General features: G+C 72.1%; 9 protein-coding genes. 2 read left to right on the forward strand and 7 right to left on the reverse strand.

Annotation, left to right across the window (positions count from 1 at the left end; all coding sequences use genetic code 11):
- Window positions 1–43: 43 nt before the first annotated feature.
- From AC07A4_RS10790 to AC07A4_RS10805, 4 genes are all read right to left on the reverse strand, one after another.
- Entirely contained in the window at window positions 44–1525 is a 1482-nt protein-coding gene (locus tag AC07A4_RS10790; protein ID WP_478595820.1) for a hypothetical protein, read from the reverse strand.
- The gene (locus AC07A4_RS10795; RefSeq protein WP_478595822.1) at window positions 1509–2051 is read right to left on the reverse strand and encodes a GtrA family protein; all 543 of its coding nucleotides are present in this window, start codon (window positions 2049–2051) and stop codon (window positions 1509–1511) included. The genes AC07A4_RS10790 and AC07A4_RS10795 overlap by 17 nt, the downstream gene beginning before the upstream one ends.
- The gene (locus AC07A4_RS10800) at window positions 2048–2923 is read right to left on the reverse strand and encodes a polyprenol monophosphomannose synthase (RefSeq protein WP_478595824.1); all 876 of its coding nucleotides are present in this window, start codon (window positions 2921–2923) and stop codon (window positions 2048–2050) included. Before AC07A4_RS10800 ends, AC07A4_RS10795 begins: the two co-directional genes overlap by 4 nt.
- Window positions 2924–3128: 205 nt before the next feature.
- Window positions 3129–8090: an NAD-glutamate dehydrogenase gene (locus AC07A4_RS10805; protein WP_478595827.1), complete on the reverse strand. Its 4962-nt coding sequence runs from the start codon at window positions 8088–8090 to the stop codon at window positions 3129–3131.
- A 540-nt stretch (window positions 8091–8630) separates the two neighbouring features.
- Here AC07A4_RS10805 and AC07A4_RS10810 point away from each other — a divergent pair.
- The gene (locus AC07A4_RS10810) at window positions 8631–9197 is read left to right on the forward strand and encodes a DJ-1/PfpI family protein (RefSeq protein ID WP_478595830.1); all 567 of its coding nucleotides are present in this window, start codon (window positions 8631–8633) and stop codon (window positions 9195–9197) included.
- 133 nt (window positions 9198–9330) lie between these two features.
- Here AC07A4_RS10810 and AC07A4_RS10815 read toward each other — a convergent pair whose 3' ends face one another.
- Window positions 9331–10011 (reverse strand): HAD family hydrolase, encoded by a 681-nt coding sequence (locus AC07A4_RS10815; protein ID WP_478595833.1) that lies wholly within the window; start codon window positions 10009–10011, stop codon window positions 9331–9333.
- A 55-nt stretch (window positions 10012–10066) separates the two neighbouring features.
- Complete coding sequence (locus tag AC07A4_RS10820) at window positions 10067–10582, reverse strand: DUF6912 family protein (RefSeq protein WP_478595836.1); 516 nt, start codon at window positions 10580–10582, stop codon at window positions 10067–10069.
- A gap of 452 nt (window positions 10583–11034) precedes the next feature.
- On the opposite strand from AC07A4_RS10820, the gene AC07A4_RS10825 reads away from it, so the two are divergent.
- On the forward strand, window positions 11035–11511 hold the full coding sequence (locus AC07A4_RS10825) for an Rv3235 family protein (protein ID WP_478595839.1): 477 nt from the start codon (window positions 11035–11037) through the stop codon (window positions 11509–11511).
- An 80-nt stretch (window positions 11512–11591) separates the two neighbouring features.
- On the opposite strand, the gene secA is transcribed toward AC07A4_RS10825, so the two are convergent.
- A complete protein-coding gene (secA, locus tag AC07A4_RS10830) occupies window positions 11592–14444 on the reverse strand; it encodes a preprotein translocase subunit SecA (protein WP_478595841.1) in 2853 nt (950 codons plus the stop codon).
- Window positions 14445–14509: the final 65 nt, after the last annotated feature.

The following is a 14509-nucleotide window of genomic DNA, read 5'->3' on the forward strand; positions in this document are numbered from 1 at the left end:
CCGGGGGGTGCGGGTTCAGGGGGGCCGGCTCAGGGGTGCTGGCTCAGGGGCGCGCCACCTCGTAAAGGACCAGCCCCCGAGGCCCCGCCGCCACCTTCCGCACCACGGGATCGCCCGCCCCGAGGCCGCCGTCGCCCGCGGACGCCACCACCCACCGCACCCCGTACCGCCGCAGGATCCGCAGGCGCTCCTCGCGGGGCGTGCCCGGTGCGAAGTAGCGGTCGGTGGCCGCCGCGCGTTCCCGCTCGTCGGGGAGGAAGAAGTCGGGGTAGCCGGGGGCCACCGTGTAGGGGCCGTACGCGGGGATCTGGCGGGCCGGGAAGGTCTTGGCCATGACGACGTCGCCGTAGCGCGTCCAGGGCGTGAGCCAGCGGTAGCCGGGCCACGGCTCGCGGTACTTGGCGGCGACGGGCGGCGGCAGCGCGGCGGCGGGCAGGACGTAGCCGAGGGCGCCCGCCTGCGTCCAGGCGCCCGCGGCGAGGGCCAGGGCGAGCAGCCCGGCGAAGGCGGCGCGGGCCCGCTCGCGCGTGGCCGCCGCGGCTTCCAGGGCCGCCGCGAGCTGCGCGGGGATGACCGCCGCGGGCAGGGCGCGGCCCCAGGAGTAGTGGCCGGTGAGCCCGCCCGCGGTGACGAGGGCCGCGCCCAGGGCGAAGAACAGGACGAGCGGGTCGCGCCGGTCGCGCCGGAAGCGCAGGACCAGGGCGGCGACGCCGAGCAGGACGAAGGCGTAGCGGGCGGCCAGGTCCCGGTAGAGGGCGCGGTGGATGTCCTCCAGGCCGCCGCCCGCGCCGAGGAGCGCGAAGAAGGAGTAGTACGGCCACAGGGCGAGCAGGGCGACGCCGAGCGCCGGGCCGACGGCGAGGCGGACCAGGTCGGGCCGCGGCGGGCGGGCGGCGAGGACCAGGGCCAGGGCGCCGAGCGAGGCCACCACGCCCGTGAACTGGTGGGTGAGGAGGATGGCGGCCCACAGCGCGCCGAGGGCCGCGAAGGCGCCTGGTCCCGCGCCGCCGCGCAGGGCCGCGCGCAGCCACGCCCACAGGTGGAAGGCGAGGCCGAGGGCGAAGGTGCTGGGGTAGGAGACGGTCAGGGCGAGGGAGTCAAGGCCCAGGAAGCCGCTCCAGCCGAAGAGGGCGGGCCCCCAGAGCAGGAGCAGGCACAGCCATGCCAGCGGCGGGGCCTCGGGGCGGTCGCTGAGGGTGCGTACGAAGCGCCAGACGCCGGTGGCGAGGAGCGCGAGCCCGGCCACCGCGGCGATCCGCAGCACCCCGAACGCGCCGGTCCCCGTCGCCTTGGCGAGGGCGCCGAGCAGCAGCGTCCAGGGCGAGTAGTAGGGGCTCGGGACGTCCGCGTCGACCAGGGGGTCGCCGGGGTGGAGCAGGTCGTGCCGCAGGCGTTCGACGGTGGCCGCGTGGATGCCGAGGTCGCCGCGCCACGGCAGGCGCACGACGACGGCCAGGAGGAAGGCGGTGACGGCAGCGGCGCCCGCGTGGAGCGCGACCGTGAGAGCCCTACGCGGCCCGCGCATCGCGCCGTCCGGCGCGGTCCTTGAACACCCACGTCCGGTAGACCAGGAAGCGGAAGGCCGACGCCAGGAGGATGGACAGGGCCTTGGCGACGTTGGAGCCGAGCGGCCCGTTCATCCCCGCGCCGTGGTAGGCCGCGTAGAACAGCAGGCTCTCCATGGCGATGCCGACGCCGCTGAAGGCGAAGAACAGGGCGATCTGACGCTTGGTGCGCGTCGCCCGGTCCCGGTAGGCGAAGAAGCGGAAGCCCAGGTAGTTGGTGCCCATGGCGACGACGCTGGCGAGGACGGTCGCCGTCATCGGGGCCGAACCCAGGCCGTGCAGCAGCAGGTTGAAGACGACGAAGTTGACGCCGACGCCGCTGCCGCCGACCACGCCGAACTTCACGAGTTCGAGGCCGACGCGGCGCAGCCGGGGCGGCAGGCGGCGTGGCGCGGTCCGCCGTGCGGGCGCCGTCGCCACGGCGGCCGGGGCGTCGTCACGCGCCCCCGGCATCCGGGCGGCGGCCTCGTGCAGCGTGCTCGTCATCCGAGGGGCCCCCGGCCACCGCGCGCGGCCCGCCCAAGAGCGTCGCGGGCCGCCCCGCTGCTCCCGCGCAGCCGCAGCTTCCAGGGCATGACGACCGACTCCAGCTGCACCATCAGGTTCATCTTGGACTCGCCGACGGTGCGGTCCTCGAAGTGGATGGGCACCTCGACCAGGCCGAAGCCGTGGCACAGCGCGCGGTACTTCATCTCGACCTGGAAGCTGTAGCCCGCGCTGTCGACGGTGGCGAGGTCCACGGCGCGCACCGCGTCCGCGCGCCACAGGTTGAAGCCGCCGGTGATGTCCCGCACGCGGGTGCCGAGGACGGTGCCCGCGTAGGCGTTGGCCCAGCGGGACAGCAGCTTGCGGTGGGTGCCCCAGGCGTCGGAGAGCGTGCCGCCCTGGACGTAGCGGCTGCCGACGGTGACCCCGGCGCCGGTGGCGAGGGCCACGCCGAGGAGCTGGGCGACCTTGTCGGCGGGGTGGCTGCCGTCGGCGTCCATCTGGAGCACGTAGCGGGCGCCGTCGGCGACGGCGCGCGCCATGCCCGCCGCGTAGGCCCGGCCGAGGCCGTCCTTCTCGGTGCGGTGCAGCACGCTCATGCGCCGCCGCCCGGACGTCTCCTCGACGCGCCGCGCGTGCTCCTCGGCGATCGCCCCGGTGCCGTCGGGGCTGGAGTCGTCGACGACGAGCAGCCGCAGGCCGGGCAGCGGCAGCGCCATGAGGGCCGCGGCCATGCCGGGCAGGTTGCCCGCCTCGTTGTACGTCGGCATGACGACGGTGAGCGGGGTTGCCGCCCACTCCTCGGGCAGCTGCGGCGCTCCGAAGGCACGGACCGCGCGCTCCGCGGCGTCCAGCGGACTTGCTTCTGTCATCGGCTTACCCTGTGACCTTCCCGAAATAATCTCATCCACCGTACCCCAAATGCCCGTTTTGCCGGTGCAGGCACGGGCGGCGTGTACACCGCGTACAGCGCCTGGCGCACGCACGGCACAGGCAGCACCCGCGGCACCGGCGGCAGCGAAAAGCCGGGGGCGCCCCGCACCGTTCGGTGCGGGGCGCCCCCGGCTCTGGCGACCGTCAGGAATGCGTGCGAAGGAGCGTGCGCATCGTCCTCATGGCCACCGACAGGTTCGCCAGGTCGAAGGCGTCCGAGCCCTGGATCTCCTCCAGGGTGACCCGCGCCCGGCCCAGGATCGCCGCGTTCTTCTCCTCCCACGCCTGGAAGCGCTGCTCCGGCGTCGAGGTGCCGTTGCCGACGGCCAGCACGTCGGCCGTCAGCGCGGCGTGCGCCGCGTACAGGTCCTCGCGGATGGAGGCGCGCGCCATCGACTGCCAGCGGTCGTTGCGCGGCAGCTCGATGATGCGGTCCATGAGCTGCGTCATGCGCAGCCGGTCGGCGAGGTCGTAGTACACCTCGGCCACCGCGAGGGCCTCCTTGCCCATGCGGTCGGCGACGGCGACGATGTCGAGCGCCGGGAAGGCCGAGGAGAACCCGGCCACGCGCTGGGCAAGATCGTCCGGCACCCCGGCGCCGGTCAGCTCCTCGCGGATGTTCTCGTACCACTCCAGGTCCGAGCCGCGCACCAGCTTCGGCAGCGCCGACCACACCTGGCCGACGCCCTCGCTGAAGAAGCTGACCGTCTCGGCGAGCTGGAGCGGCTGCGGCCGGTTGTTGAGCAGCCAGCGCGTGCCGCGCTCGACCAGGCGGCGGCAGTGCAGGCGCACCCGCGTCTGCACATCGGCGGCCACCACGTTGTCGAGCGCCTCGACGGCGTCCCACACCTCGCCGAGCCCGAAGATCTCGCGCGCGGCGAGCTGCGCCCGCACGATCTCCTCCAGGGACGCCCCGGTCTCCTCGCGCAGCCGGTGCAGGAAGGTCGAGCCACCGCTGTTGACGGTGTCGTTGACCAGGATCGTGGTGACGATCTCCCGGCGCAGCGCGTGCCCGTCGACCTGCTCGGGGAACCGCTCGCGCAGCGCCTTCGGGAAGTACGCGTGCAGCAGCCGCCGCAGGTACTCGTCATCCGGCAGCGAGGTCTGGATCAGCTCCTCGGCCGTCACGATCTTCGTGTACGCGAGGAGCACGGCGAGCTCGGGCTGCGAAAGGCCGCGCCCGGAGCCGAGCAGCTCGCGGATCTGCCGGTCGGTGGGCAGGAACTCCAGGGAGCGGTCCAGCTGGCCCTCGCGGCCCAGGCGGCGCATGAAGCGCTGGTGGGCGTGGAGCAGCGAGGGGGCCTCGAAGACGGAGTTGGCGAGCGCGGTGTTCTGCGCGTAGTTGTTGCGCAGGACCAGCTGGCCGACCTCGTCGGTCATCTGGGCGAGCAGCTTGTTGCGCTGCTTGACCGTCATGTCCCCGGCCTGCACCACGGCGTTCAGCAGGATCTTGATGTTCACCTCGTGGTCGGAGGTGTCCACGCCCGCGCTGTTGTCGATGGCGTCGGTGTTGATGCGCCCGCCGGAGCGCGCGAACTCGATCCGGCCGAGCTGCGTGAGCCCCAGGTTGCCGCCCTCGCCGACGACCTTCACGCGCAGGTCCGCGCCGTTGACGCGGATCGCGTCGTTGGCCTTGTCGCCGACGTCCGCGTGCGACTCGGCACTCGCCTTCACATACGTGCCGATGCCGCCGTTCCACAGCAGGTCCACCGGCGACTTCAGGATGGCCTGCATCAGCTCGGCGGGCGTCATCTTGGCGCCGCCGGTCTGGATGCCGAGGGCCTCGCGGATGTGCGCGTTGAGCTGGATCGCCTTGGCCGAGCGCGGGAAGATCCCGCCGCCCGGGGAGAGCAGCTCCTTGTTGTAGTCGGCCCAGCTGGAGCGGGGCAGCTCGAACAGGCGGCGGCGCTCGGCGTACGAGGTGGCCGCGTCCGGGTTCGGGTCGATGAAGATGTGCCGGTGGTCGAAGGCGGCGACCAGGCGGATGTGCTCGGACAGGAGCATGCCGTTGCCGAACACGTCACCGGACATGTCGCCGACGCCGACGACGGTGAAGTCCTCGCTCTGGGTGTCCACGCCCAGCTCGCGGAAGTGCCGCTTCACGGACTCCCAGGCGCCGCGCGCGGTGATGCCCATGCCCTTGTGGTCGTAGCCCGCCGAGCCGCCGGAGGCGAAGGCGTCGCCGAGCCAGAAGTTGTAGCTCTCGGCGACCTCGTTGGCGATGTCGGAGAACGTCGCCGTGCCCTTGTCGGCCGCGACCACCAGATAGGTGTCGTCCTCGTCGTGGCGCACCACGTCGGCCGGGGGCACGACCTCGCCCGCGACCAGGTTGTCGGTGATGTCGAGCAGCGCCGAGATGAAGATCTTGTAGCAGGCGACGCCCTCGGCGAGCCACGCGTCGCGGTCCACCGACGGGTCGGGCAGCTGCTTGGCGACGAAGCCGCCCTTCGCGCCCACCGGCACGATCACGGTGTTCTTCACCATCTGCGCCTTGACCAGGCCGAGGATCTCCGTACGGAAGTCCTCACGCCGGTCGGACCAGCGCAGGCCGCCGCGCGCGACCTTGCCGAAGCGCAGGTGCACGCCCTCCACGCGCGGCGAGTACACCCAGATCTCGTACGCCGGACGCGGCGCCGGCAGGTCCGGGATGGCCTGCGGGTCGAACTTCATGGAGACGTAGCCGTGCGGCTTGCCGCCCGCCGCCTCCTGGAAGAAGTTGGTGCGCAGCGTCGCCTTGATGACGGTGAGGAAGGACCGCAGGATGCGGTCCTCGTCCAGGCTCGCCACCTGGTCGAGCGCCCCGTCGAGCTCTTCGAGGAGGCCGTCGGTCAGCTCCGTCCCCGCCCGCTGCCGCTCCGGCGACATGCGGGCCTCGAACAGCGAGACCAGCAGGCGCGTGGTGTGGACGTTGGTGCGGAGGGTGTCCTCCATGTACTCCTGGCTGAAGGTGGAGCCCGCCTGCCGCAGGTACTTGGCGTACGCGCGCAGGACCACCGCCTGGCGCCAGTTCAGGCCGGCGCGCAGGACCAGGGAGTTGAAGCCGTCGACCTCGGCCTCGCCGGTCCAGGCGGCGGCGAAGGCCTCCTGGAAGCGCTCGCGGCCGTCGTCGCCCAGGTAGTCGCCGCTGCCGTTGCCCAGCTTGGGCAGGCGCAGGCCGAAGTCGTAGATCCAGGCGTTCGTGCGGTCCGAGCAGCGCAGCTCGTACGGCCGCTCGTCGGTGACCTCGACGCCCAGGCGCTGCAGCACGGGAAGCACCGCCGACAGCGAGACCTGCCCGCCCGAGCGGTAGATCTTGAAGCGGCGCTCGTCGGGGGCGGCGCCCACCGGCTCGTACAGGCTGAGCGCGAAGTCCTTGTGGCCCTGCTGGAGCTGCTCCAGGTGGACCAGGTCGGCGACGGCGGCGCGCGGGGTGTGGTCGGCTTTGTAGCCCTCGGGGAAGGCGCCCTGGTAGCGGCGGAGCAGCTCGGCGGCGCGCTCCTCGCCGCACTCGGCGGTCAGTGCCTCCGCGAAGCCGTCGGCCCAGGAGCGGGCGGCCTCCACCAGGCGGGACTCGATGCGCTCCACGTCGGCGTCGGAGAGCGCGGGGACCTCGCCGCCCTTGGGCACGCGGACCACGAAGTGGATGCGGGACAGGATCGACTCGGTGTTCCAGGCGGTGAAGTCGACGCTGGCGCCGTTCAGCTCCTCCTTGAGGATGTCGATGATCCGCAGCCGGACGCCGGTGGTGTAGCGGTCGCGCGGCAGGTAGACCAGGGCCGAGTAGTAGCGGCCGTAGACGTCCTTGCGCAGGTAGAGCCTGAGGCGGCGGCGCTCCTGGAGGTACAGGACGCTGGTGACGATCGAGCGGAGCTCGTCGGGCGGCGTCTGGAACAGCTCGTCGCGCGGGTACGTCTCCAGGATCTGCAGCAGGTCGCGGCCGTCGTGGCTGTTGGGCGAGAAGCCCGCGCCCTTGAGGACCTCGGCGACCTTGCGGCGGATGACGGGCACGCGGCGCACCGACTCGGTGTACGCGGCCGAGGAGAACAGGCCGAGGAAGCGGCGCTCCCCGATGACGTTGCCGTCGGCGTCGAACTTCTTCACGCCCACGTAGTCCAGGTACGAGGGGCGGTGGACGGTCGCGCGGCTGTTGGCCTTCGTCAGGACGAGCAGCTTGTGCTCGCGGGCCTTGGCGCGGGCGTCGGCGGGCAGCCGGTTGAAGGACGGGCCGCCCGGGTGGTGGTCGTCGCCGCTGTGCTTGGGGTCGGAGCGCAGGATGCCGAGGCCGGTGCCGGGGACCGCCGTCAGGGAGTCCTCGTCGGTCAGGTCGTACTCGCGGAAGCCGAGGAACGTGAAGTGGTCGGCGGCCAGCCAGCGCAGCAGCTCGCGGGCCTCCTCGACCTCCTCGTCCCGGACGTCGTTGGCGGTCGGCTCGGCGGGCAGTTCGTCGGCGATGCGCAGCGCGGCGTCGCGCATCTTCTCCCAGTCCTCGACCGTCTCGCGGACGTCGGACAGGACGCGCAGCAGGTCGGTGGTGATCTGCTTCAGGTCGGCGCGGTCGGTCTCGCGGTCGATCTCGACGTGGATCCACGACTCGGTGAGCGAGTCGTGCGGCTTGTCCGCGGCGCTCGCGCCCTCCGGGAGGACCTCGAGGAGCTTGCCGGTGAGGTCGCGGCGCACGACGACCTGCGGGTGGATCACGACGTGGATGCCGCGGCCCTGCCGGGACAGCTCGTTCGTGACGGAGTCCACCAGGAACGGCATGTCGTCGGTGACGACCTCCACCACGGAGTGGCTGCACGTCCAGCCGTTCTCCTCGACCGTCGGCGTGTGCACGCGGACGTTGGCGGTGCCCTGCGGGCGGGTCTCGGCGAGACGGTAGTGCGAGACCGCGGCGCCGAAGACGTCGACCGGGTCGCGGTCGGTGAGGTCCTCGGGTGCGGTGTGCAGGTAGTAGCGCTGGAGGAACGCGAGCACCTTCGACTGGTCGGGACCTGACCCGCCGTCGCCCCCGCCCGTCGACCCGGTCGGTGCTCCCGCTGGCAGGCGCCCCCCGACCGGGCTGTTCTCAGCTACCCGGGCGGCCCGCGCGAGCAGCTCGGCCTTGGCTTCGTCCAGCTTGGTCTGCATTGTCCTCTGACTCCTGTCGCGCGCCGTTGCGTGACGTAGAAGGAAGTGATGTGACGTAACGCCGCGACGCGGGGTCTCCGGTCGGTGTCGACGTTATGCCGCGATGAGCGATTCGCGGGCGGGATTCCGCCATTTCCAGTGGGGTGCCGGGCCGGTGCCCGCAGCCGCGCCGAGCGCGCTGTCCGCGCCGCGAAGAAACGTCAGCGAAGCGCCCGCCACGGATGTCCTCCGTGCATACCGGGCGCAGGACGGAGGCGGCAGTGCCTCCGCGGGATATCGCGCTGATCACGGGACAAGGCTATCGCCCCCCACCGGGAACTCGTCATGAGCCGTATGTGTACAAAACCAGGGCTCGAAATTTGACAGTCTGCACAGTCCCGGCCCTCTCAGCCCCCCTGCGGCCCGGGAGGCCCCCTTGGCAAACCGCCCGACCGGATGCACGTTGACCGGGACGGGCGCCACGAGGCGACCGGCGCGAGGCGTGCACCGCGGGCGCGCGGTCAAGCGGCCGAGCGGGGCCGAGCAGGGGAGCGAGCAGCGATGGCAGCGAAGGTCCTGATAGTCACCGGTGACGCGGCGGAGTCACTGGAGGTCCTCTACCCGTACCAGCGACTGCGGGAGGAGGGGTACGACGTCCACATCGCCGCGCCCGCCCGCAAGAAGCTCAGGTTCGTCGTCCATGACTTCGAGCCCGGCTTCGACACGTACACGGAGAAGCCCGGGTACACCTGGCCCGCCGACCTCGCCTTCTCCGAGGTCGACCCCGGGCAGTACGCCGCCCTGGTGATCCCCGGCGGCCGGGCCCCCGAGTACCTGCGCGGCGACCCCGAGCTGCGCAAGATCCTCAAGGCCTTCTTCGACGCCGACAAGCCGGTGGCCCAGATCTGCCACGGGCCGCTGCTCACGGCGGCCATCGGAAGCCTCTCCGGCCGCCGCGTCACGGCCTATCCGGCCCTGGAACTGGACATGCAGGCCGCCGGGGCCACCTTCCAGGACGCGGAGGCGGTCGTCGACGGCACCCTGGTCTCAGCCAGGGCCTGGCCGGACCACTCGGGGTGGATGCGGGAGTTCCTCACGGTACTGAGGGCGAAGGCACCGGTGACGTAGCACCGCGGCCCGGCGGGGGGCGCCCTGTCGCTTCCCGGCTGTGGGCAATCGTCCCGCAGGGCGGGACGGGTGGGCACAGCCCCGAAGCCGCCGGTGCCCCGGCAACGCCAAGCGCGCACCCCGGCACCGGCGGCTACGCCACCAGCCGCTCCGCGGTGTCCACGGCTTCCTCAAGCGTGTCCACCACGGGGACCCCCGCAGCGGCGAGGCTCCCCCGACTGTGCGACCCCCCGGTGTACAACACGGCCCGCGCCCCCACATGCGCCGCCGCGACCGCGTCATCGACCGCGTCCCCGATCACCACGATCCGCTCCGCGGGCACCGAGGCCAGCGCCTCCAGATGCCGCACCATGCGCTCGGCCTTCCCCCGGTGCGACCCGTCGTCCGTACGCCCGTCGATCCGCAGGAACCGCTCCGCGATCCCGTGCCGCCGCACCAGCGGCACCAGCTGCTCGTGCGGCGCGAGCGAGAGCAGCGACTGCGTCCGCCCGGCCGCCTGCCGCGCGGCGAGCAGCTCCGCCGCCCCCTCGGCGAGCCCGCACGCGTCCACCCGCGCCCCGTAGTGCCGATGGAAGACGGCGTCCATCATCAGCCACTCGTCCCGCGTGGGCAGCCGCCCCATCAGCCGCTCGTAGAACCGCGGCACCGGCACGCAGTACAGCTCCCGATACCGCTCCAGAGTGATCGGCTCCAGGCCTATCTCCAGGAACGACGCGTTCGTCGCCTCGATCACGGCGTGGATGTCGTGCAGGAGTGTCCCGTTCCAGTCCCACACGATGTGGGCCCCGTGCGCCCCGCGCTGCAGCTTCCCCATCCCACGACCGTACCCGGCCGCACTGACAACCCGCCCCGCGCGCCCCTTCGCCCGCTCAGGCCTCCGGGGCCACCAGGTTCGGGATCTCCTGCGTCGCGTACCAGAGCAGCTCGTGGTCCTCGGCCCCGTCCACGACGAACCGCGCGTCGTCGTCGCCCTGGTCCGCCGCGCCAAGCGCGTCCGCCGCCGCCGTGACGTCCGCCGCCGCGTCGTCCGCGTCCACGTGCACGGCCGCCGCCTCGGCAAGGGGCAGCGCGCCCGCGATCCGCACCTCGCCGAGCGCGCCCTGGTCCAGGCCCCGGTCGGGGTCGGCCACGGCCGCGCCGTCCGGCACGTCCGCCGCGAGGACCACCCGGCGCCGCGCGGTCCCGGGCTCGCCCGCGAGCAGCCGCAGCGAGGCGAGCGCGGCCCGGTTGAGGGCCGCGTACTCCAGCTCCTCGATGTCGTCGGAGACGTACCACTCGCGCAGCGCGGGCGTCACGGCGTACGCGGTCAGCGGCCCGGGACCCAGCTCGCCCGCTTCGAGCGCCCGCGCGAGGCGGGGCAGTGTCAGAGGTACGTACACGCGCATGGCTCGGCCGCTTTCGTAGTCGCGAAGACCCCTCGCGGGGGCCTTCAGGATACGTGCGCGCGTCCCCCTTCGAGGTGCTGCCCGAGCCCGTCGCCGCGTCCACCCCGGTCCACCGCGTCACCCGCCCGTCCCCCGCCGTCACGGGGCGGCGGGCACCCCCGCCCACCCTGATGAGTGAACCCGGCGGCCGCCCCCGGCCCGCCGCCCGGAACGTTGCCACGGCCGCGCCCGCCGCCGTAGAAGATCTCCAGCGGAAGTTACCCCCCGGTATTCAGGCCGTGGGCCCGCACCCCGCCACCCGAGGCGAAGCGACGACGAACGGAGGCTCCCCCATGCCCAGCACATCCAGCACCACCACTCCCCCCGCCCGCCCTGCCAGCTCCACCAGCCCCACCAGCCCCGCTAGCCCTACCAGCCCAGCCATCCCTGCTATCCCCACCAGCCTCAAAGTCATGACCCGCCCCCGCCGCCCCACGGTCCCCCGCCCGGCCGCGTCCAGGCCCCCGGCGGGCCGGCCGCCCGGACGGCCCGACCCGCGCCGCCCCGGATCGCGGTCCCAGCGGTCCCACCGGACGCCCGCGCAGCCACCCCCGCACCCCGCCGAGCTCTTCACCGAGCTGCTGTTACTGGTCCTCAGCGGCCAGCGCCCGGTGCACGCGGTGGCCCGGCACGTCGCCCACACCGCCTACGACGACCTGGTGCGCCTCGCCGAGCGCCTGCCCCTGCGCTCCATCGGCGGACACCGGCCCGCCGTGCGCCGCGTCGGCCACTACGAGGTGCGGCCCGGCGTCTACGAGGTCTTCGCCCGCGTCGGCGCGGGCCCCGCGCTGCGCGCCCTCGCGTTCCGGCTGCACCGGGGCGCCGACGAACGCTGGCGCTGCACGGCGGTGGAGGTGGCCGGTCGCCCGGCGGAGGGAGAGCCCGCCTGACGCGCCCCGCGCACGCGAAGGGCCGGGCGCCCTCGGCACCCGGCCCTGCACTCGCCCTCGGCCCGCTCCCGGGCCCCTGGCTACTTCTTGCGGCGACGGCCGCCCTTCTGGGCCTTGCGCCGCTCCGCGCGCGTCAGTCCGTCGCTGGCCGACGGCGTGCCGCCCGACGGCTGGTCAGAGGTCGCGAAGTCGCCCTCGTCGACGCCGCCCTCGGCGTTCGGCGCCTGGAAGTGCAGGCGGTCCGGGCGCTGCGGGGCCTCCAGGCCCTTGGCACGGATCTCCGGGCGTCCAGCACCGGCCGGAACCGCGTCCTGCGCGCCGTCCTTCGAGAGCGACGGCGCGGCGTCCGCGACCGGAACCTCCTCGACCTGCTGCTCGACCTGGACCTCCAGGTTGAACAGATAGCCGACGGACTCCTCCTTGATGCCGTCCATCATGGCGTTGAACATGTCGAAGCCCTCGCGCTGGTACTCGACCAGCGGGTCCTTCTGCGCCATGGCGCGCAGGCCGATGCCCTCCTGGAGGTAGTCCATCTCGTAGAGGTGCTCGCGCCACTTGCGGTCCAGCACGGAGAGCACCACGCGGCGCTCCAGCTCACGCATGATCTCGGAGCCGAGCTGCGCCTCACGGGCCTCGTACTGCTGACGGACGTCGTCCTTGATCGCCTCGGAGATGAACTCGGCGGTCAGACCCGCGCGGTCGCCGACCTCGTCCTCCAGCTCCTCGATGGTGACCTTGACCGGGTACAGCTGCTTGAAGGCGCTCCAGAGGCGGTCGAGGTCCCACTCCTCCGCGAAGCCCTCGGCGCTCTCCGCCGCGACGTACGCGTCGATGGTGTCGTCCATGAAGTGCTGGACCTGCTCGTGCAGGTCCTCGCCCTCCAGGACGCGGCGGCGCTCGCCGTAGATGACCTCGCGCTGCCGGTTGAGGACCTCGTCGTACTTCAGGACGTTCTTGCGCGTCTCGAAGTTCTGCTGCTCGACCTGCGACTGGGCCGACGCGATGGCGCGCGTGACCATCTTGTTCTCGATCGGCACGTCGTCCGGGACGTTCGCCATGGCCATCACGCGCTCGACCATCTGCGCCTTGAACAGGCGCATGAGGTCGTCGCCGAGCGAGAGGTAGAAGCGCGACTCACCGGGGTCGCCCTGACGGCCGGAGCGGCCGCGCAGCTGGTTGTCGATGCGGCGCGACTCGTGGCGCTCGGTGCCGAGGACGTAGAGCCCGCCGAGGTCCTTGACCTCTTCGAACTCGGCCTTGACCGCCTGCTCGGCCTTCTCCAGGGCGGCGGGCAGCGCGTGCGCCCACTCCTCGATGTGCTCCTCGGGGTCGAGGCCCTGCTGGCGCAGCTCCGCTTCAGCGAGGTCCTCGGGGTTGCCGCCGAGCTTGATGTCCGTACCACGACCGGCCATGTTCGTGGCCACGGTCACGGCGCCCTTGCGGCCGGCCTGGGCGACGATCGTCGCCTCGCGGTCGTGCTGCTTGGCGTTCAGGACCTCGTGCTGGACGCCGCGCTTGGACAGCTGCTGCGAGAGGTACTCGGACTTCTCGACCGACGTCGTGCCGACGAGGATCGGCTGGCCCTTCTCGTGCTTCTCCGCGATGTCGTCGACGACGGCGGCGAACTTGGCGACCTCGGTGCGGTAGATCAGGTCCGACTGGTCCTTGCGGACCATCGGCCTGTTCGTCGGGATCGGGACGACACCGAGCTTGTAGATCTGGTGGAACTCGGCGGCCTCGGTCATGGCCGTACCGGTCATGCCGGAGAGGCCGGGGACTTCCTTGCCCTCGTGGTCGGCGCGCTTGTAGAGGCGGAAGAAGTTCTGCAGGGTGATCGTGGCGAGCGTCTGGTTCTCGTCCTTGATGTCCACCCCTTCCTTCGCCTCGATCGCCTGGTGCATGCCCTCGTTGTAGCGGCGGCCGGCGAGGATGCGGCCGGTGTGCTCGTCGACGATCATGACTTCGCCGTCGATGACGACGTAGTCCTTGTCCTTCTTGAACAGTTCCTTGGCCTTGATGGCGTTGTTCAGGTAACCGACGAGCGGGGTGTTCACCGACTCGTAGAGGTTGTCGATGCCCAGCCAGTCCTCGACCTTGGCGACGCCGGACTCGTGGATGCCGACGGTGCGCTTCTTCTCGTCGACCTCGTAGTCCCCGGTCTCCTCGATGCCCTTGAGGGGCTCGCCGGGCTTGCCCTTGGTGAGGCGGGTGACCAGCTTGGCGAAGTCGCCGTACCACTTGGTGGCCTGGTCGGCGGGGCCGGAGATGATCAGCGGCGTACGGGCCTCGTCGACGAGGATCGAGTCGACCTCGTCCACGATCGCGAAGTTGTGGCCGCGCTGCACCAGCTCGTCCTTCGACCACGCCATGTTGTCGCGCAGGTAGTCGAAGCCGAACTCGTTGTTCGTGCCGTACGTGATGTCGCAGTTGTACATCTCGCGGCGCTGCGCGGGCGGCATGTTCGCCAGGATGCAGCCGACGCTCAGACCGAGGAACTTGTGGACGCGGCCCATCATCTCGGAGTCGCGCTCGGCCAGGTAGTCATTGACCGTGATCAGGTGCACGCCCTTGCCCGAGAGCGCGTTCAGATACGCGGGCAGCGTACCGACCAGCGTCTTGCCCTCACCGGTCTTCATCTCGGCGACATAGCCGAGGTGCAGCGCGGCGCCGCCCATGATCTGGACGTCGTAGTGGCGCTGGCCGAGGGCGCGCTTGGCGGCCTCGCGGACGGTCGCGAACGCCTCCGGCAGCAGGTCGTCGAGCGTTTCGCCGTCGGCGTAGCGCTCCTTGTACTCCGCAGTCAGGGCGCGCAGCTCGGCGTCGGAGAGGACCGTGAAGTCCTCCTCGATGGAGTTGACCTGGTCCGCGATGCGGTGCAGCTTGCGCAGGATCTTGCCTTCGCCTGCACGCATGATCTTCGAGAGGACGGACACGGGGGTTGGTCTCCTTGCCGGTCGGGCCTGGCATGGTCGGTTGTACTCGTCGGGCAACGGCCATC

It is taken from the genome of Streptomyces sp. NPDC043996, from assembly GCF_056435225.1.

Coding starts and splice junctions, on each gene's coding strand:
- AC07A4_RS10790 (WP_478595820.1), bottom strand. CDS start 1,525: ATGCGCGGGCCGCGTAGGGCTCTCACGGTCGCGCTCCACGCGGGCGCC.
- AC07A4_RS10795 (WP_478595822.1), bottom strand. CDS start 2,051: ATGACGAGCACGCTGCACGAGGCCGCCGCCCGGATGCCGGGGGCGCGT.
- AC07A4_RS10800 (WP_478595824.1), bottom strand. CDS start 2,923: ATGACAGAAGCAAGTCCGCTGGACGCCGCGGAGCGCGCGGTCCGTGCC.
- AC07A4_RS10805 (WP_478595827.1), bottom strand. CDS start 8,090: ATGCAGACCAAGCTGGACGAAGCCAAGGCCGAGCTGCTCGCGCGGGCC.
- AC07A4_RS10810 (WP_478595830.1), top strand. CDS start 8,631: ATGGCAGCGAAGGTCCTGATAGTCACCGGTGACGCGGCGGAGTCACTG.
- AC07A4_RS10815 (WP_478595833.1), bottom strand. CDS start 10,011: ATGGGGAAGCTGCAGCGCGGGGCGCACGGGGCCCACATCGTGTGGGAC.
- AC07A4_RS10820 (WP_478595836.1), bottom strand. CDS start 10,582: ATGCGCGTGTACGTACCTCTGACACTGCCCCGCCTCGCGCGGGCGCTC.
- AC07A4_RS10825 (WP_478595839.1), top strand. CDS start 11,035: ATGACCCGCCCCCGCCGCCCCACGGTCCCCCGCCCGGCCGCGTCCAGG.